The sequence below is a fragment of the Streptomyces sp. NPDC001100 genome, from assembly GCF_053598575.1.
Map to the genome: position 1 here is coordinate 1 of NZ_JBSFKO010000048.1, position 16,529 is coordinate 16,529.

The window sequence follows — 16,529 nt, forward strand, 5'->3', positions numbered from 1 at the left end:
GGGGGTCCGGGGGCGCAGCCCCCGGGGACGGGACGGGTAGGGGCGGCGGGGGCGAAGGAGCCAGAGCCTCAGCCGCATCCCAAGCCGCACAGGACAACGCACTGGCACTACGCGCCAGCGCCATCAACCCCTCAAGATCACACCCCGCGGACACCTGCGCCCCCATCGCCGCGACCGCATCCACCGCCGCAGCCCGCCGCTCGGCAACCGGCACCAACCCCAGATGCCGCGACGGCGTATCCACCTGCGGCGCCCGCCGCAGCACACCCAGCACCGGCACCCCCGCGGAGTCCAACGCCTCCCGCAGCAGCGCCTCGTGCCGGTCCGACGCCACCTTGTTGAGGATCACGCCCCCGACCCGCACCTCGGGATCCCAGGACGCGAACCCGTGCACCAGCGCGGCGACGGACCGGGACTGCGAGGACGCGTCGACGACGAGGACGACCGGTGCCCGCAGCAGCTTCGCCACATGGGCCGTGGACGCCAACTCCCCTTCGCCCGCGGCCCCGTCGTACATACCCATCACGCCCTCGACGACGGCGAGTTCACACCCGCGCGCCCCGTGCGCGAACAGCGGACCGATCAACTCCGGCCCGCACAGGTACGCGTCGAGGTTCCGCCCCACCCGCCCGGTGGCGAGCGCGTGGTACCCGGGGTCGATGTAGTCCGGTCCGACCTTGTGCGGGGACACGGCGAGCCCCCGCGCGGCGAACGCGGCCATCAGCCCCGTGGCGACGGTGGTCTTGCCGCTGCCCGAGGAGGGCGCGGCAATGACCAGCCGAGGCACGGAAGACATCACCACTCGATACCCCGCTGGCCCTTCTGACCGGCGTCCATCGGGTGCTTGACCTTCGACATGTCGGTCACGAGATCGGCGAAGTCGACGAGCTTCTCGGGCGCGTTCCGCCCGGTGATCACGACATGCTGGGTCCCGGGCCGGTTCCGCAGCACGTCGACGACCTCGTCCGTGTCGACCCAGCCCCAGTGCATCGGGTACGCGAACTCGTCGAGCACGTAGAGCTGGTAGGTCTCGGCGGCGAGGTCCCGCTTGACCTGCTCCCAGCCCTCGCGGGCCTTCTCCTCGTTGTCCATCTGGGAGTCGCGCTGGACCCAGGACCAGCCCTCGCCCATCTTGTGCCAGTCGACGGACCCGCCCTCACCGGAGGCGCCCAGCACCCGGAGGGCGTTCTCCTCGCCGACCTTCCACTTCGCCGACTTGACGAACTGGAACACCCCGATCGGCCACCCCTGGTTCCAGGCCCGCAACGCGAGCCCGAAGGCGGCGGTGGACTTGCCCTTGCCGATGCCCGTGTGCACGATCACCAACGGCCGGTTACGGCGCTGACGGGTCGTCAGCCCGTCGTCCGGTACGACACTCGGCTGCCCCTGCGGCATTACGCGGCCCTCCTCTGTACGTCCTTGACCAGCCCGGCGATCGAGTCGGCCCGCAACTCGTCGAGCGTCACCGCCGTGCCGTCCAGCTCGCCGGCCAACTGCCGTGCCAGGCCCAGCCGTACGGGCCCCGACTCGCAGTCCACGACCACGGAGGCGACCCCGTCGGCGGCGAACAACCGCGCCGCCCGCCCGGCCAGCTCGACCGGCTCGGGACCACCGGTGGCCCGCCCGTCGGTCACCACGACCACCAGCGCCCGCCGCGCCGGATCCCGCAGCCGCTCCACCCGCAGCACGTCACGCGCCTTGAGCAGCCCGGCCGCGAGCGGCGTCCGCCCACCGGTCGGCAGCGACTCCAGCCGTACGGCGGCGGCGTCCACGGAGGAGGTCGGGGGCAGCGCCACATCGGCCGCCGAACCCCGGAAGGTCACCAGCCCCACCTTGTCCCGCCGTTGATACGCGTCGAGCAGCAGCGACAGTACGGCTCCCTTCACCGCGCTCATCCGCTGCCGGGCCGCCATCGACCCGGAGGCGTCCACGACGAACAGCACGAGGTTGCCCTCACGCCCCTCCCGCGTCGCCTGCCGCAGATCGTCCCGGCGCACGACGAGCCCGCGCCCGGCCCGTCCCCGCGCCAGCTGATGCGGTGCCGCCGCCTGCACGGTCGCCGCCAAGTGCAGCTTGGTGAGCGCCCCTTGGGGCCGCCGGGCCCCGGTGGTCCGCCCGTGCTCGGTCCGCGCCCGCGAACGCCGCCCGGCGGCTCCCTCACCGATGCCGGGCACGCTCAACGCCTTGGTGCGGAAGGGCTCGGAGGCGCGTACGGGCTGCTGCTCGCCCGAGTTCTGCGGCTGACCGCCCTCGCCGGCCTCCGGCTGCGCACCGGTGTCACCGCCCTGAGGACCGTCCGAGTCGTCCTCGGGCGACTGCCCACCGCCGCCACCCGGGCCGTCGGGACCGTCCGGCCCCGGATCATCGTCTTCGGGCGTCTGCTCCTGCTCCTGCTCGGCGAACTCCTCCAACGTGTCGTCGAGCTTGTTCTCGTCAAGTCCCGGCGCGTCGAAGGGATTTCGCCGCCTGCGGTGCGGCAGCGCGAGCAGCGCGGCCTGCCGTACGTCCTCGGCGAGCACGTCGGTCCGCCCGGCCCACGCGGCCAGCGCCGTCGCGGTCCGTGCCATCACGATGTCGGCGCGCATCCCGTCCACCTCGAAGGCGGCACAGGTCGCCGCGATCTGCCGCAGCGCCCCGTCGCCGAGCCGCACGGACGGCAACAGGGCACGCGCGGCGATGATTTGGGCCCGTACGGCGGACTCCTCGTCCGCCCAGCGCTCGGTGAAACCGGCCGGATCGTCGTCGTAGGCGAGCCTGCGCCGGACGACCTCCACCCGCTGGTCGGGCTCCCGGGAGGCCGCGACCTCCACGGTGAGGCCGAAGCGGTCGAGCAACTGGGGCCGCAGTTCGCCCTCTTCGGGGTTCATGGTGCCGACGAGCAGGAAGCGGGCGGCGTGCCGGACGGAGACGCCTTCGCGTTCGACGTACGACGCGCCCATCGCGGCGGCGTCCAGCAAGAGGTCCACGAGGTGGTCGTGAAGGAGATTGACCTCGTCGACGTACAAGATCCCCCGGTGCGCGTCGGCGAGCAGGCCCGGCTCGAAGGCCTTGACGCCCTCGGCGAGTGCCCGCTCGATGTCGAGCGCGCCGACGAGCCGGTCCTCGGAGGCGCCGACCGGCAACTCGACCATGCGGGCCGGGCGTTGGGCGCCGGGTCCGGTCTCGTGCGGTCCGTCCGGGCAGGCCGGGTCGGGGGCGGCGGGGTCGCAGGAGAAACGGCAGCCGGGGACGACGGCGACCTCCGGCAGCAGCGCCGAGAGCGCGCGCACGGCCGTCGACTTGGCGGTGCCCTTCTCGCCGCGCACCAGCACACCGCCGACCGCCGGCGACACGGCGTTCAGCAGCAGCGCGAGCCGCAGGTCGTCCTGGCCGACAACGGCCGTGAACGGAAAGGGAGTTGTCACTGGTCGTCGCCCTCCAGGTCGCCTTCGAGCTCCAGATAGGTGGCCCGCAGTCTCTCCAGCGTGTCCGCGTCCGGCTCGGCCCACAGGCCGCGCTCGGCGGCTTCGAGGAGCCGTTCCGTGATGCCGCGCAGCGCCCAGGGGTTGGACTTCTTCATGAAGTCGCGGTTCTCCGGGTCGAAGACGTACTCCGCGCTGAGCTTCTCGTACATCCAGTCGTCCACGACCCCGGCCGTCGCGTCGTAGCCGAAGAGGTAGTCGACGGTCGCCGCCATCTCGAAGGCGCCCTTGTAGCCGTGTCGCCGCATCGCCGCCATCCAGCGGGGGTTGACCACGCGGGCGCGGAAGACGCGGTGCGTCTCCTCGCCGAGCGTGCGCGTCTTCACCTGGTCCGGGGTCGCGGAGTCGCCGACGTACGCCTCGGGGGAGGCGCCGGTCAGGTGGCGGACCATGGCGACCATGCCGCCGTGGTACTGGAAGTAGTCGTCGGCGTCGACGAGATCGTGCTCGCGGGTGTCGACGTTCTTGGCGGCTACGGCGATGCGCTTGAACGCCGTCTCCATGTCCCCGCGCGCCGCCCGTCCGTCGAGGCCGCGCCCGTAGGCGTAGCCGCCCCACACCGCGTACACCTCGGCGAGGTCGGCGTCGCTGCGCCAGTTGCGCGCGTCGATCAGCGGCAGCAGACCGGCGCCGTACGCGCCCGGCTTGGAGCCGAAGATACGGGCCGTGGCGCGGCGCCGGTCGCCGTGCTCGGCCGTGTCCTCGTCGGCGTGTGCGCGGACGTAGTTGGACTCGGGGGGTTCCGGCAGGTCGGCCACGGCCCGTACCGCGTCGTCGATCAGCCCGACGACGTGCGGGAACGCGTCCCGGAAGAAGCCGGAGATCCGTACCGTCACATCGATGCGCGGCCGGCCCAGCTCCGTGACGGGCACGATCTCGAAGCCGGTCACCCGGCGCGAGGCGTCGTCCCAGACCGGACGGCAGCCCAGCAGCGCGAGGATCTCGGCGATGTCGTCGCCCTGGGTGCGCATCGCCGACGTACCCCACACCGTGAGGCCGACGGACTTCGGGAACTCGCCGTTGTCCTGGAGGTACCGCTGCACGAGCGAGTCCGCCAGCGCCTGCCCGACCTCCCAACTCAGCCTGGACGGAATGGCCTTGGGGTCGACCGAGTAGAAGTTCCGGCCGGTCGGCAGGACGTTGACCAGACCGCGGGTCGGGGAGCCCGAGGGGCCCGCCGGGACGTAACCGCCGTCGAGCGCGAGCAGGATGTGGTCGATCTCGTCGGTGGTGCGGGCGAGGCGGGGGACCACCTCGTCGCAGGCGAACTCCAACACCCCGACGGCGCCCGGGAGTTCGGCGCCGATGACGGCACGTACGAGCGCCGGGACGGCGGTGACGTCCCACTCCTGGGCCTCCATGCCCTCCGCGAACCGGCGGCACAGCTGCTCCAGCAGGTCGATCGCGTCGGCCGCCGAACGGGCCGGTCCCTCGACGAGTTCCGTCAGCTCCACCGGCACCTTCACCGGCGCGCCCGGCTCGGCCAGCAACTCCTTCTCCACCAGCCCGAAATGCTCCGCCAGCGAGGCCCGCAGTCCCGGCAGCGCGTTGGCCTGCCCGCCCCACACCTGCGAGGCGCGCAGCACGGCCAGCACGAGGTTCACGCGCGCCTCGCCGACCGGGCCGCCGCCGAGGATGTGCAGGCCGTCGCGGATCTGCACGTCCTTGATCTCGCACAGATAGCCGTCGATGTGCATCACGAACTCGTCGAACGCCGCGTCGTCCGGCTGGTCGTCCACATGCAGGTCGTGGTGCAGCTCGGCCGCCTTCACCAGCGTCCAGATCTGCGCGCGCACGGCCGGCGCCTTCGTCGGGTCCAGGTCGGACACCAGGGCGTACTCGTCGAGGAGTTGCTCCAGCTTCGCCAGGTCGCCGTACGTGTCGGCACGCGCCATCGGCGGCACGAGGTGGTCGACGACCGTGGCGTGCCCGCGCCGCTTGGCCTGGGTGCCCTCGCCCGGGTCGTTGACGATGAACGGGTAGATCAGGGGGAGTTCGCCGAGTACGGCGTCCGGCGCGCAGCCGCTGCTCAGCCCAAGTCCCTTGCCGGGCAGCCATTCCATGGTGCCGTGCTTGCCCATGTGCACGATGGCGTCCGCGCCGAAGCTGTTGTCCAGCCAGCGGTAGGCGGCCATGTAGTGGTGCGACGGCGGCATGTCCGGGTCGTGGTAGATGGCGATCGGGTTCTCGCCGAAGCCGCGCGGCGGCTGGATCATCACGACGACGTTCCCGAACTGCAGGGACGCCAGCACGATGTCGTCGCCGTCGACGTAGAGGCTGCCCGGCGGCTCGCCCCACGCATCCAGCATGCCCTGCCTGAGGTCCGGTTCGAGCTTGTCGAACCACGCCTGGTAGTCGGCGAGCGGCACTCGCGCGGGCGCGGCGGCCAACTGCTCCTCGGTGAGCCATTCGACGTCGTGTCCACCGGCGTTGATGAGCCGGTGGATCAACTCGTCCCCGTTGTCGGGGTGTTCGTCGACCCCGTACCCGGCGTCCCGCAGCGCGTCCAGCACCCGGATCGCCGAGGCAGGAGTGTCCAGCCCGACCGCGTTGCCGACCCTGGAGTGCTTGGTCGGGTAGGCGGTGAAGACGAGCGCAAGCCGCTTCTCGGCATTCGGCTTGTGCTTCAACTTCGCGTGCCGTACGGCGATTCCGGCGACCCGCGCGGCCCGCTCGGGGTCGGCGACGTAGACCGGGACGTCGTCCGGGCCCTGCTCCTTGAACGAGAAGGGGACGGTGATCAGCCGGCCGTCGAACTCCGGGATCGCGACCTGCATCGCCGCGTCCATGGGGGAGAGGGCGGCGTCGGACTCGTCCCAGGCCGCCCTGGACGACGTAAGGCAAAGTCCTTGCAGCACAGGCACGTTGAGGTCGGCGAGGGCGCCGATGTCCCAGGCCTCCTCGTCACCGCCGGCCGAGGCCTGCGAGGCGTGCGTACCGCCCGCGGCGAGGACGGTGGCGATCAGCGCGTCCGCCCTGCCGAGGATGTCGTACAGCCCGGAGTCGGCACCGCGCAGCGAACCGCAGTACACGGCAAGGGCGTTGGAGCCCTTGGCCTCGATCTGGTCGCACAGGGTGTCCACGAACGCGGTGTTGCCGGAGAGGTGATGGGCCCGGTAGAAGAGCACGCCGACGGTCGGCCGGCCTTCGACGAAGGCGCGCTCGCCGTGGACGCCGAACTCGGGCATCTTCTGCGGTGCTTCGAAGCCCTCGCCCGTGAGCAGCACGGTGTCCGAGAGGAAGCGGGCGAGTTCGGTGAGGTTGTCGGGACCGCCCTCGACGAGATAGCGCAGTGCCTCGGCAACGACACCGGCCGGCACCGACGACTCGGCCATCAACTCCGCGTCCGGGACTGCCTCTCCGCCCAGCAGCACGGTCGGGATGCCCGAGGCCTTGAGCGCGGCGAGCCCGTCCTCCCAGGCGCGCTTGCCGCCGAGCAGTCGCACGACGGCGATGTCCGCGCCCGTGAGGAGCGCGGGCAGCTCCTCGGTGGCGTCCACGCGGGACGGGTTGCCGATCCGGTACCCGGCGCCGGAGGCACGCGCCGCCAGCAGATCCGTGTCGGCGGTCGACAACAACAACACTGTGCTCATGCGGGCGCTCCCGGTGGAATGAAAGGCAGTCCTTGCGGCGCGCCGGACTCGATGAGCCGCCACAGCGCGTCCGTGTCCGCGTGCTGTTCGATCAGGTCGCCGAGCCGGTCGAGCTGTTCCTCGCGCAGCGCGGCGAACGAGGTGTCGGCGGCCGGCACGAAGCGGCGCCCCGCGGCGGCGGCCACCTCGCGCAGGAACGCCCGCCGGAACCCGTCCGACTCCAGCGAGCCGTGCCAGTGCGTGCCCCAGGTCTGGCCGACCCGGCAGCCGTCCAAGAAGGCTTCTCCGCCCGTGAGTTGGGCGACCCCGTGATGGATCTCGTACCCCTCGACCCGCTCGCCGAGGGCTTCGCCCACCGGCCGGGTGAGGGTCTTCTCGCGTGCGAAGCGCACGCGCAGGGGGAGCACTCCGAGTCCGTCGACCGAGCCCCGCCGACTCTCGACCTCGTCGTCGATGTGCTCGCCGAGGATCTGGAAGCCGCCGCAGACGCCGAGGATCGGCCGTTCCTCCGCTGCCCTGCGGACGAGGGCGTCCGCGAGTCCCCGCTCCCGCAGCCACTCCAGTGCCTGCACCGTCCCCCGGGTCCCGGGGATGACGACGAGATCGGCGTCGGCCAGCTCCTCCGGCCGGTCCACGAACCGCACCACGACGCCCGGTTCGGCGGCCAGCGCGTCCACGTCCGTGAAGTTGGACATGAGGGGGATCGCGCAGACGGCGACCCGCAGCACGTCCTCGCCGACCGGCGGCGCGGTGTTCGACTCGCGGACGGTCCCGCGCAGCGAGATGCGCAGCCCGTCCTCCTCGTCGATGCCGAGCCCGTGCTGGAACGGCAGCACGCCGTACGTCCGCCGCCCGGTCAGGCCGTGCAGCATCTCCAACCCCGGCTCCAGGAGCGACACATCGCCCCGGAACTTGTTGACGAGGAACCCGGCGACCAAGGCCTGGTCCTCCGGGCTGAGCAGCGCCACCGTCCCGAAGAAGGAGGCGAAGACGCCCCCGCGGTCGATGTCGCCGACCACGAGCACGGGCAGCTGTGCGTTGCGCGCGATGCCCATGTTCACGATGTCGGTCCGCCGCAGATTGATCTCGGCCGGACTCCCGGCGCCCTCGCAGATCACCGCGTCATACGTGCCCCGCAACTCGGCGAGACAGTCCAGCACGGTGCCGAGCAACTGCTCCTGCCGTCCTCCGTGATAGCCGCGCGCGCTCATCTCGCCCACGGGCCTGCCCATGAGGACGACCTGGCTGGTCCGGTCGCCGCCTGGTTTCAGCAGCACAGGATTCATCAACGCGGTCGGCTCGATCCGGCAGGCCTGCGCCTGCATGGCCTGTGCCCGGCCGATCTCGGCGCCCTCGCGCGTCACGAACGAATTGAGGGACATGTTCTGCGCCTTGAACGGCGCGACCTTCACGCCCTGCCGCACGAGCCACCGGCAGATCCCCGCGGTGACGACACTCTTGCCGGCGTCCGAGGTGGTGCCCGCGACCAACAGCCCGCCGCCGCTCATGACGTCCGTCCCTTCACAAGGAGCCGCCCGGCGACACTGACCCCGAGCGCGAGCCAGCCGACGCGCCGGGACAGCCGTACGGCACGGTCGATGTCCGGTACGGCGACGGCGCGTCCGGCGCCGTTCAGCACGGGCCGGTGCTCGACCCGGCCGCCGTAGGAGAGCGTCCCGCCCAGTCGCACGCCGAGGGCGCCTGCGAAAGAGGCCTCCACGGGACCGGCGTTGGGGCTCGGGTGCTTGCGGGCGTCGGTGCGCCAGGCGCGCACCGCTCCGCGCGGGTCGCCGCCCGCTACGGTCGCGAGGGCGGCGGTGAGGCGGGCGCCCGGCCAGCCGGCGACGTCGTCGAGGCGGGCCGAAGCCCAGCCGTAGCGGCGGTACTTGGCCGACTTGTGGCCGACCATGGCGTCCAGGGTGTTCACCGCGCGGAAGCCGAGCAGGCCCGGGACACCCGCGATGCCGCCCCACACCAGGGCGCCCACCACCGCGTCGGAGGTGTTCTCGGCGACGGACTCGACGACGGCCCGGGCGATACCGTCCGCGTCGAGAGCCTGCGGGTCCCGGCCGCAGAGGTGCGGGAGCCGTGCCCGCGCGGCCTCGATGTCACCGGCCTCCAGCGCCCGCGCGACGACCCCGGCCTCGCGCGCGAGGGAGGTCCCGCCGACGACCGCCCAGGTGGCGGCGGCGGTGAGAGCGGCAGAGGCCGTACGGGACGGTCGTAGGACCGAAGTCGCCACGGCGGCCAGGGAGACGGTGCCGCCCACGCACACGGCGGTGTGCAGGGCGCCCCAGCCTCGGTGGTCGCGCCACAGCAGCTGTTCCACGGCACCTGCGGTGCGGCCGAACGCGGCGACCGGATGCCCGCGGCGGGGATCGCCGAGCAGGTGGTCGCCGAGAAGGCCGGCGGCGGCGCCGTACGCGAAGACGCGATCGGCACGCATCGGCTCAGCCGGTCGCTGAGTCGGACACTGCGCTGGTACGGGACCTCGAACGGCAGCCGAGCATGGCGATATGTCCTCACTCAGGGTGTCCACGCCCTGGTTCGACGAGACCGGCGGTGAGAGTTCCTGGCTCCCGGGGTTGTCTACCCCGGTGACAGTGGCGGGACCGCGCCGGATTCGCACCGGCTTCCTCTCCTGCCGCCGTACATGGCTCCGGCAGTCCACCACGGGGTTGGAAGGGGCGTCAACTTGCTGTTGACCTGCGGGGGAGGAGTGTGCTGATGCCCACACGCGGGTCGTCGGAAGGGGCACACAGACGTGGGGTGCGGGACGGTGATCCGTCCCGCACCCCACGGTGGGTCCAACTGGCGGCCGGTCAGGCCACGATGATGTAGATCCCGTAAGCCACCGCCGCCGCGCAGGCCGCGAAGCAGGCGTACGCGCCGGTCAGGGCGAGGGCCGCGGAGTCGCCCTGGGCGGTGGCCCGTTCGCGGCGCGAGAGGGCGGTGATGCCGAGGGTGAAAACGGCCACCAGGGCCACGGTGACCACGAGGCTGACGCCGAAGACGGAGCCGAGGGCTGCCCAGTCGATGTCCATGCTGATTCGTTCCTTCTAACCGGGGGCGCGGGCTCAGACGGCGGCGGCCGGCGGGGTCGCCGGGTCCGACTTCACGACGGGGGCCGGGGTCACGGGCGGCGAGGGGATCGTCGCCGTGAGGCCCTCGGAGAGGGCGACCGACGGGGGCGGGGTGACGGCGGCGATCGCCGCGGTGACCACACCGGCCGGCTCCTCGAACTCGTTGACGTTCGAGGCGTCGACCACCTGGCGGCGGGAGAACAGCCAGATCGCGGTGCTGGAGGCGATCAGGAAGACGGCCACCAGCGCGGTGCCCCAGTCGCCGAGGTCGGTCACCGACTCGGCGAGCGCGCCGACCAGCGCGGCGGCCGGCAGCGTCAGACCCCAGGCGACGAACATCCGGGTGGCGGTCGACCAGCGGACGACCCCGCCCTTGCGGCCCAGGCCCGCACCCATCACGGAGCCGGAGACGGCGTGCGTGGTGGAGAGCGAGAAGCCGATGTGCGAGGAGGCCAGGATGACCGCGGCGGCGCTGGTCTGGGCGGCGAAGCCCTGCTGCGGCCGGAGGTCGGTCAGGCCCTTGCCCATGGTGCGGATGATGCGCCAGCCGCCGATGTAGGTGCCCATCGCGATGGCGAGGCCCGCGGAGAGGATGACCCAGGTGGGCGGGTCCGAGTCGGGGGCGATGGAACCGCCGGCGATCAGCGCGAGGGTGATGATGCCCATCGTCTTCTGCGCGTCGTTCGTGCCGTGGGCCAGCGAGACCAGCCCGGCGGAGGCGATCTGCCCGACGCGGAAGCCCTTGTCGGCGGCCTTGCCGTCCGAGTTCCGGCTCAGCGTGTACGAGAACCGGGTGGCCAGCATCGCCGCGACACCCGCGACGATCGGGGCCGCGACCGCGGGCAGCAGCACCTTGGTGACCAGGACGTCGCCGTGGACCGCGCCGGTGCCGGCCGAGGCGATGGTGGCGCCGATCAGACCGCCCATCAGGGCGTGCGAGGAACTGGACGGCAGGCCGACGAGCCAGGTCACCAGGTTCCAGAGGATCGCGCCGACCAGGGCGGCGAAGATGACCTCGGGACGGATGCCGCTCTCGTCGACAAGCCCCTTGGAGATCGTGTTGGCGACCTCCACGGAGAGAAAAGCGCCCACCAGGTTGAGAGTGGCCGACATGGCCACCGCGACCTTGGGCTTGAGTGCACCGGTCGAGATGGTGGTGGCCATCGCGTTGGCGGTGTCGTGGAAACCGTTCGTGAAATCGAACGCGAGTGCGGTGACTACCACAATCGCGAGAATCAGCGAGAAGCTTTCCATTTACCCAGGCAATCGTTCGAAGTCATTGGTGCGTTGACCGTAGGAAACCTGGGTGAACGGAAGATGAACTGAGGGGGTCTCTGGAGTGTCTGTACGGCCTAGTAACCCCGGGCGAACTTCTTCAGTTGGCTCAAGGACTCGTTGAAGAGATTCTGATCACCCGGCAGGCCGCCGCTGTTGTCGTACTGCCAGAAGGTCCAGTACGACCAGCCGGCGGGCAGCGCGCCCGCGTCCGCCGACTCGTGGCGGGCGATCCACAGCGCGTGTGTCGAGGTCAGCGCGGTGCTGCCGCCCGTGCAGGTGTTCCACCAGTGGGCGGTCGTGTAGATCACCGGGCGGCGGCCGGTCTCCCGCTTCACCTCGGCACTGAAGGCTTTGATCCAGCTCACTGTCTTCGCCTTGCTCAGGCCGTAGCAGCCGCGCTTCCTGTCGTACGGGTTGTATTCGATGTCGAGCGCCGGCGGCAGTGTCCAGCCGTCCGCCTTCCAGCCGCCGCCGTGCGCCACGAAGTAGGCGGCCTGGGCCCCGCCCGACGACTTGTCCGGCAGCGCGAAGTGGTACGCGCCCCGGATGATGCCGGCGGCGCGGGCGCCGTTGTACTGCCGGTCGAAGTAGGGGCTGACGTAGGTGGTGGACTCGGTCGCCTTGACGTAGGCGAAGGTGGCGCCTTTCGCCTTCGCGCTCGGCCAGTCGACGTTCTTCTGGTGCGAGGAGACGTCGTGGCCCTTGGCGGGGCTCGCGGCGGCGGCCGGAATCTCGGCGAGTGCGGGTGTGGTTGCGCCTGTGGTGAGTGCGGCGACGGCGGCCGCTACGAGGCGGGCGCGGTGACGGGACGGTTTGCGATCACGGGCCATGTTTCCCCCGGGAATGGCGGCGTGTGCGACAAATCCCCCAGAGGCTGTTGGAAGATCTGTCGACGCCGATCGGGCTCCGGCCAAGCGGCCTGAGTGGGCGTTACATGGCTATATGTACTCTTTCGGAGGCGTGGCTTCCGGCTTAAAGTGCCCGCGCCCGAGCGCGTGTTGGGGAACCGGCTGGCAGGATCGCGGCATGGCTGAGCGGCGGCGGGACGAGCGGGGCGGACGGGATGTCGGGGAGGGCGCACAGGCTGTGGGGGAGCCGTGGCGCAGACGTGTGCGCCCCGAGGAGGCGGACGCCTGGGACGAACTCGTCGTGACGGCCCGCCGGACGGTGTCCGACGGCCTGGTCGTCGGCACCTCCGGGAACGTCTCGGTGCGCGTCGGCGACATCGTCCTGGTCACACCGTCGGGTGTCCGCTACGACCGGCTGACACCCGACGACACGGTCGGCGTCGACCTCGACAGCCGACAGGTCCTCGGCACCCTGCTCCCGACGAGCGAACTGCCCATGCATCTCGCCGTCTACCGCAACACCGACGCCCAGGCCGTCGTCCACACCCACGCCGTCCACGCGACGGCCGTCTCGACCCTCGTCCCCGAACTCCCGTCGATCCACTACATGTCCGGCGCCCTCGGCGGCCCGGTCAGGGTTGCCCCGTATGCGACATATGGCACCGAGGAGTTGGCCGAGAACATGCTCCAAGCCCTCGCCGACCGCTCCGCCTGCCTCCTCCAGAACCACGGCACGATCGCCTACGGCGCCTCCCTGGACCAGGCGTTCGACCGTACGGCTCAGCTGGAGTGGATGTGCCGGTTGTGGCTGACGGCGTCGTCGGTGCCCGGGCTGTCGCCGACGCTGCTGTCGGGGGAGCAGGTGGCGGAGGCGGGGGAGCGGTTGCGGGGGTACGGGCAGCGGGGGTGACGGGAGCGGGGTGCGCGGGCTGCGCTGACCGGGGATGGCGGGGCTGAGGTCGGCCGACGGGTCGTCGGGGTCGGCGAGGCCGACGGAACCGGGACGGCCGGCGGGGCTGCTCCCTCCCCGCCCCGGTTCTTCCCGGGCTGGTGTCCGTCCGGCGCCTCCTCCGGCTGGCCGCCGGCCCGGTCCGCCGGGACACTGGAGCCGTGCGCACAGTCAAAGCGACGGCCGCGGCCGTCTCCGTGGCCCTCGCGGCCGGTGCGGTGGGCGTCGCCGCCGGCCGGTACGCCAGCGACGCCGCGCTGAAGGCACCGCCCGGCCGCCCCCTGCCGACCGAACCCCGGCTCACGGTGCACGCCACCGCAGCCGGCCAGATCACCCTCACCCGGGACCTGGCCTCCCTGCGCCCCGGCACCTACGGCCTCGCCGGTGACGGCTCCCACGCGGTCGTCGGCCCCGTGATCGACACCGCAGCCAACTCCGCCGACACCGTCGTACGCCGCCTCGAACGCGTCACCCACGGCACCCTGCACCCCCGCGACAAGGTGTGGCTCACCCCCAACGTCCACATCGGCAACCCGAGCGCCGCCCTCGGCCTCGACCACGCCGACATCGACATCCCCGGCGAACTCGGCTCCCTGCCCGCGTGGTTCGTCCCCGGAGCGCGCAGCACCTGGGTGATCGCGGTGCACGGCCTGGCCACCACTCGCGAACTCGCCCTGAACGTCATGGAGTTCCTGCACCGCAACCGCTTCCCGGTCCTCGCCCCCTCCTACCGCGGCGACCTCGGCGCACCCCGCAACCCCGACGGCCTCGGCCACCTCGGCGAGACCGAGTGGCGCGACCTGGACGCCGCGATCCGCTACGCCGTGCGCTACGGCGCCGAGCACGTCGTCCTCTACGGCTGGTCCACCGGCGCCACCATGGCGCTGCGCGCCGCCGCCCACTCCGGGATGCGCGACCGCGTCTCCGGCCTGGTGCTTGACTCCCCGGTGCTGGACTGGGAGACGACGCTGCGCGCCCTCGCCACCGCCCGGCACACCCCGGGCGCGCTGCTGCCGCTCGCGGTCCGCGCCGCCCAGGGCCGCACCGGTCTGCACGGCGACCGCATCGCCGAGGCCGCCGACCCCGCCCGGCTCAAGGTCCCGACCCTGATCTTCCACGGCCCCGACGACACCGTCGCCCCCTGGTCCTTCTCCCGCCGCTTCGCCGCCCGGCGCCCCGACCTGATCACCCTCCAGCCGGTCGCCCGGGCCCCGCACGGCGCCATGTGGAACGCCGACCCGGCCGCCTACGAGGAGATCCTGCGCCGCTTCCTGACTCCGCTCATGTAGTCCCGGCCCACCCCCCTCCGACCTTCCGTTTAGCCCTGTACCACTGGCCTGAACCTGGTCCCCAGCAGCCAGCGGCACCCCCTGCCGTGGCCCTCCCCGTCGCCCGCGGTGACATTCCGTTTGGGTTTTCGGACCGTCAACCGGAAGACTGCACCCGTGACGTCCCGTATCCCGCGCGACTCCAGGCTTCGACTCGTCCGCCCGCGACCCCTGGCCGCCGCCCCCCGAGCGATGAACCAGCGGCGCTCGCGCCGCCCCGCACCCCGTCCTCCGGAGGGCACACCGGCCCCCGCGGAACTGGCCAGAATGGCACGCTCCGGCCTGGCCGGCGCGGCCCGCGTCGCCCACTGGGCCGACGCCGCACTACGCCCCGGCCGTGACGGCGCGAGCCCCGACGGCAAAGGCACCCTCTCCGAGGCGACCGCCGAACTCGCGGCCGAGGAGCTTGGCCTGACCCCGGCTCAGGTCCGCGCCGACTGGGACACCGCCCGCCTCGCCGGCCTGGTCGAAGTGCACGGTGACAGCGCCCGCCCCGGCTGGCGGCTGCGCGCCTGGGACCGTGACGACAGCGCCGTACTGCGCGGCTGGGTCGCGCTCTTCGACGCCTGGTCGCTCGCCCACCCGGAACCCCGGGAGTACGAGCCCTCCGCCATCGCCGAGGTCGTCTCGGCCATGCCTCAGGTGCTCTCCTTCCTCCAGCTGTCCGCCGGGCCCGTCCCCGTCGCCCAGCTCCTCGACCTCCTCGGCCAGCGCGTCACCGAACTGCGCACCGAACGCTGCGAGATCCCCTACGGCCCGCAGCCCGACCCGGTCCAGCAGCCCCCGGCCGACGGCGACACCCCTCTCGACGCCCTCCTCGACTGGGCCCTGCACGCCCTCGCCTCCGTCGGCGCTCTGACCTACGGCGACGGCCAGGCCACCCTCACCCCGCTCGGCAGCTGGGCGGTCTGGGTCAAGCTGGAGCAGATCTGCGTCGCCGCGCAGAGCCCCGCCGGGAACATCGAGCAGTCCGCCGAGGACATGCTCCGCGGCTGCTCCCAACTCCGCCCGAACGCCGCCCGCGCCGAATACCGCGCCTGGCTCGCCGCCCGCACCGTGGGCAGCGCGGTCGGCCAGCTCATCGACGCCGCCCGCGGCGAGGACGCCCTCCTCCGAGGCCTCGCCTTCGAGGCGCTCCGTGTAGTCGGCGCCCCCGCCGAGCCCGACGTCCGCGCGGCGGTGGAGGAGGCGACGCTGCGGCCGTACGCCCTGCTGTGGCTCGCGGAGCACGACGGGATCGACCCGGAGGACGCCCATGAGGTCCTCACCCGCGAGGAGGCCACCTGGATGTGGGTCGACACCGCCGCCGCGGTCGCCGACCACGGGGAGGCCCCGCTGCTCGTGCGCCACCTGGAGTCCGCAATCCAGCCGACCGTCCCCATGCTTCTCGACGAGGTCCGCGCCGTAGGACACCCGCGCACCGTGCAGGTCCTGGTCGCGCTCGCCGCCGCCCACCCCGACCCGGCGCTCGCCAAGGCCGTGCGCCGGGCCGCCTTCCAGGTGCACACAGGGGGCAGCTAGACGAGGTCAGGCACCTGCCGTCCCCGGTATCTCCGGGGCGTAGGTACCGAAGCTCCAGATGTTGCCCTCGATGTCCCGGGCCATGTAGTCCCGCGATCCGTACTCCTGGTCCGTCGGGGGCATCAGGATCTCCGCGCCGTGCTCCACGGCCCGTCGGTGGTGGGCGTCGACGTCGTCCACGACGACGTACACCCCGACGGGTCCCGCGCTCTTCATCGCCTCGTCGAAACGCCCGCCCCGGCCCTTGGAGCCGAGCATCACCGCGCCGTTTCCCTGCACCAGCTCGGCGTGCATCACCGAGCCGTCCTCGCCCTCGTACACCGCGAGTCCGGTGAAGCCGAAGGCCTCCGTGAGCTGCCGGATCGCGGCCTTCGCGTCCGTGTAGAGCAGGGACGGGTAGATGCTGGGACGCCCGCTGTCCTTGCCTGCCATGCCGATCACTCCCTTGTGCATCGGGTGTTGTCCGGT

Annotated in this window: 13 protein-coding genes and 1 riboswitch; of the genes, 3 read left to right on the forward strand and 10 right to left on the reverse strand. The window is 72.2% G+C overall.

Annotation, left to right across the window (positions count from 1 at the left end):
* The 9 genes from ACWDEW_RS42825 to ACWDEW_RS42865 all read right to left on the reverse strand — a co-directional run.
* On the reverse strand, positions 1–796 hold a 796-nt coding region (locus tag ACWDEW_RS42825; RefSeq protein WP_450520863.1), incomplete at its 3' end, for a cobyrinate a,c-diamide synthase.
* The gene (gene cobO, locus ACWDEW_RS42830) at positions 796–1,395 is read right to left on the reverse strand and encodes a cob(I)yrinic acid a,c-diamide adenosyltransferase (RefSeq protein ID WP_450520864.1); all 600 of its coding nucleotides are present in this window, start codon (positions 1,393–1,395) and stop codon (positions 796–798) included. The genes ACWDEW_RS42825 and cobO, both read right to left, overlap by 1 nt.
* The gene (locus tag ACWDEW_RS42835) at positions 1,395–3,404 is read right to left on the reverse strand and encodes a putative cobaltochelatase (protein ID WP_450520866.1); all 2,010 of its coding nucleotides are present in this window, start codon (positions 3,402–3,404) and stop codon (positions 1,395–1,397) included. The genes cobO and ACWDEW_RS42835 overlap by 1 nt, the downstream gene beginning before the upstream one ends.
* Positions 3,401–7,054 (reverse strand): cobaltochelatase subunit CobN, encoded by a 3,654-nt coding sequence (gene cobN, locus ACWDEW_RS42840; protein WP_450520868.1) that lies wholly within the window; start codon positions 7,052–7,054, stop codon positions 3,401–3,403. Before cobN ends, ACWDEW_RS42835 begins: the two co-directional genes overlap by 4 nt.
* Positions 7,051–8,562 carry a cobyric acid synthase gene (locus ACWDEW_RS42845; RefSeq protein WP_450520870.1) on the reverse strand — a complete coding sequence of 504 codons (1,512 nt, stop codon included), beginning with the start codon at positions 8,560–8,562 and terminating at the stop codon, positions 7,051–7,053. Before ACWDEW_RS42845 ends, cobN begins: the two co-directional genes overlap by 4 nt.
* Positions 8,559–9,500, reverse strand: a complete 942-nt coding sequence (locus ACWDEW_RS42850; protein ID WP_450520872.1) for a cobalamin biosynthesis protein — start codon at positions 9,498–9,500, stop codon at positions 8,559–8,561. Before ACWDEW_RS42850 ends, ACWDEW_RS42845 begins: the two co-directional genes overlap by 4 nt.
* Before the next feature lie 101 nt (positions 9,501–9,601).
* Positions 9,602–9,741, reverse strand: a riboswitch (cobalamin riboswitch).
* 135 nt (positions 9,742–9,876) lie between these two features.
* Entirely contained in the window at positions 9,877–10,098 is a 222-nt protein-coding gene (locus tag ACWDEW_RS42855) for a hypothetical protein (RefSeq protein WP_450520874.1), read from the reverse strand.
* 33 nt (positions 10,099–10,131) lie between these two features.
* Complete coding sequence (locus ACWDEW_RS42860) at positions 10,132–11,391, reverse strand: anion permease (RefSeq protein WP_450520876.1); 1,260 nt, start codon at positions 11,389–11,391, stop codon at positions 10,132–10,134.
* Positions 11,392–11,489: 98 nt separating this feature from the next.
* Positions 11,490–12,245 carry a lysozyme gene (locus ACWDEW_RS42865; protein ID WP_450520878.1) on the reverse strand — a complete coding sequence of 252 codons (756 nt, stop codon included), beginning with the start codon at positions 12,243–12,245 and terminating at the stop codon, positions 11,490–11,492.
* A 196-nt stretch (positions 12,246–12,441) separates the two neighbouring features.
* On the opposite strand from ACWDEW_RS42865, the gene ACWDEW_RS42870 reads away from it, so the two are divergent.
* The 3 genes from ACWDEW_RS42870 (at position 12,442) to ACWDEW_RS42880 (ending at position 16,061) form a co-directional block, all read left to right on the forward strand.
* Complete coding sequence (locus ACWDEW_RS42870) at positions 12,442–13,173, forward strand: class II aldolase/adducin family protein (protein ID WP_450520879.1); 732 nt, start codon at positions 12,442–12,444, stop codon at positions 13,171–13,173.
* A 200-nt stretch (positions 13,174–13,373) separates the two neighbouring features.
* Positions 13,374–14,501 carry an alpha/beta hydrolase family protein gene (locus tag ACWDEW_RS42875; RefSeq protein WP_450520881.1) on the forward strand — a complete coding sequence of 376 codons (1,128 nt, stop codon included), beginning with the start codon at positions 13,374–13,376 and terminating at the stop codon, positions 14,499–14,501.
* Between the two features lie 156 nt (positions 14,502–14,657).
* A complete protein-coding gene (locus ACWDEW_RS42880; RefSeq protein ID WP_450520882.1) occupies positions 14,658–16,061 on the forward strand; it encodes a hypothetical protein in 1,404 nt (467 codons plus the stop codon).
* Positions 16,062–16,067: 6 nt separating this feature from the next.
* Here ACWDEW_RS42880 and ACWDEW_RS42885 read toward each other — a convergent pair whose 3' ends face one another.
* A complete protein-coding gene (locus ACWDEW_RS42885; protein ID WP_450520884.1) occupies positions 16,068–16,493 on the reverse strand; it encodes a VOC family protein in 426 nt (141 codons plus the stop codon).
* Between the last annotated feature and the right edge of the window lie 36 nt (positions 16,494–16,529).

Coding starts and splice junctions, on each gene's coding strand:
- ACWDEW_RS42845 (WP_450520870.1), bottom strand. CDS start 8,562: ATGAGCGGCGGCGGGCTGTTGGTCGCGGGCACCACCTCGGACGCCGGC.
- ACWDEW_RS42870 (WP_450520879.1), top strand. CDS start 12,442: ATGGCTGAGCGGCGGCGGGACGAGCGGGGCGGACGGGATGTCGGGGAG.
- ACWDEW_RS42885 (WP_450520884.1), bottom strand. CDS start 16,493: ATGGCAGGCAAGGACAGCGGGCGTCCCAGCATCTACCCGTCCCTGCTC.
- ACWDEW_RS42865 (WP_450520878.1), bottom strand. CDS start 12,245: ATGGCCCGTGATCGCAAACCGTCCCGTCACCGCGCCCGCCTCGTAGCG.
- cobN (WP_450520868.1), bottom strand. CDS start 7,054: ATGAGCACAGTGTTGTTGTTGTCGACCGCCGACACGGATCTGCTGGCG.
- ACWDEW_RS42850 (WP_450520872.1), bottom strand. CDS start 9,500: ATGCGTGCCGATCGCGTCTTCGCGTACGGCGCCGCCGCCGGCCTTCTC.
- ACWDEW_RS42855 (WP_450520874.1), bottom strand. CDS start 10,098: ATGGACATCGACTGGGCAGCCCTCGGCTCCGTCTTCGGCGTCAGCCTC.
- ACWDEW_RS42860 (WP_450520876.1), bottom strand. CDS start 11,391: ATGGAAAGCTTCTCGCTGATTCTCGCGATTGTGGTAGTCACCGCACTC.
- cobO (WP_450520864.1), bottom strand. CDS start 1,395: ATGCCGCAGGGGCAGCCGAGTGTCGTACCGGACGACGGGCTGACGACC.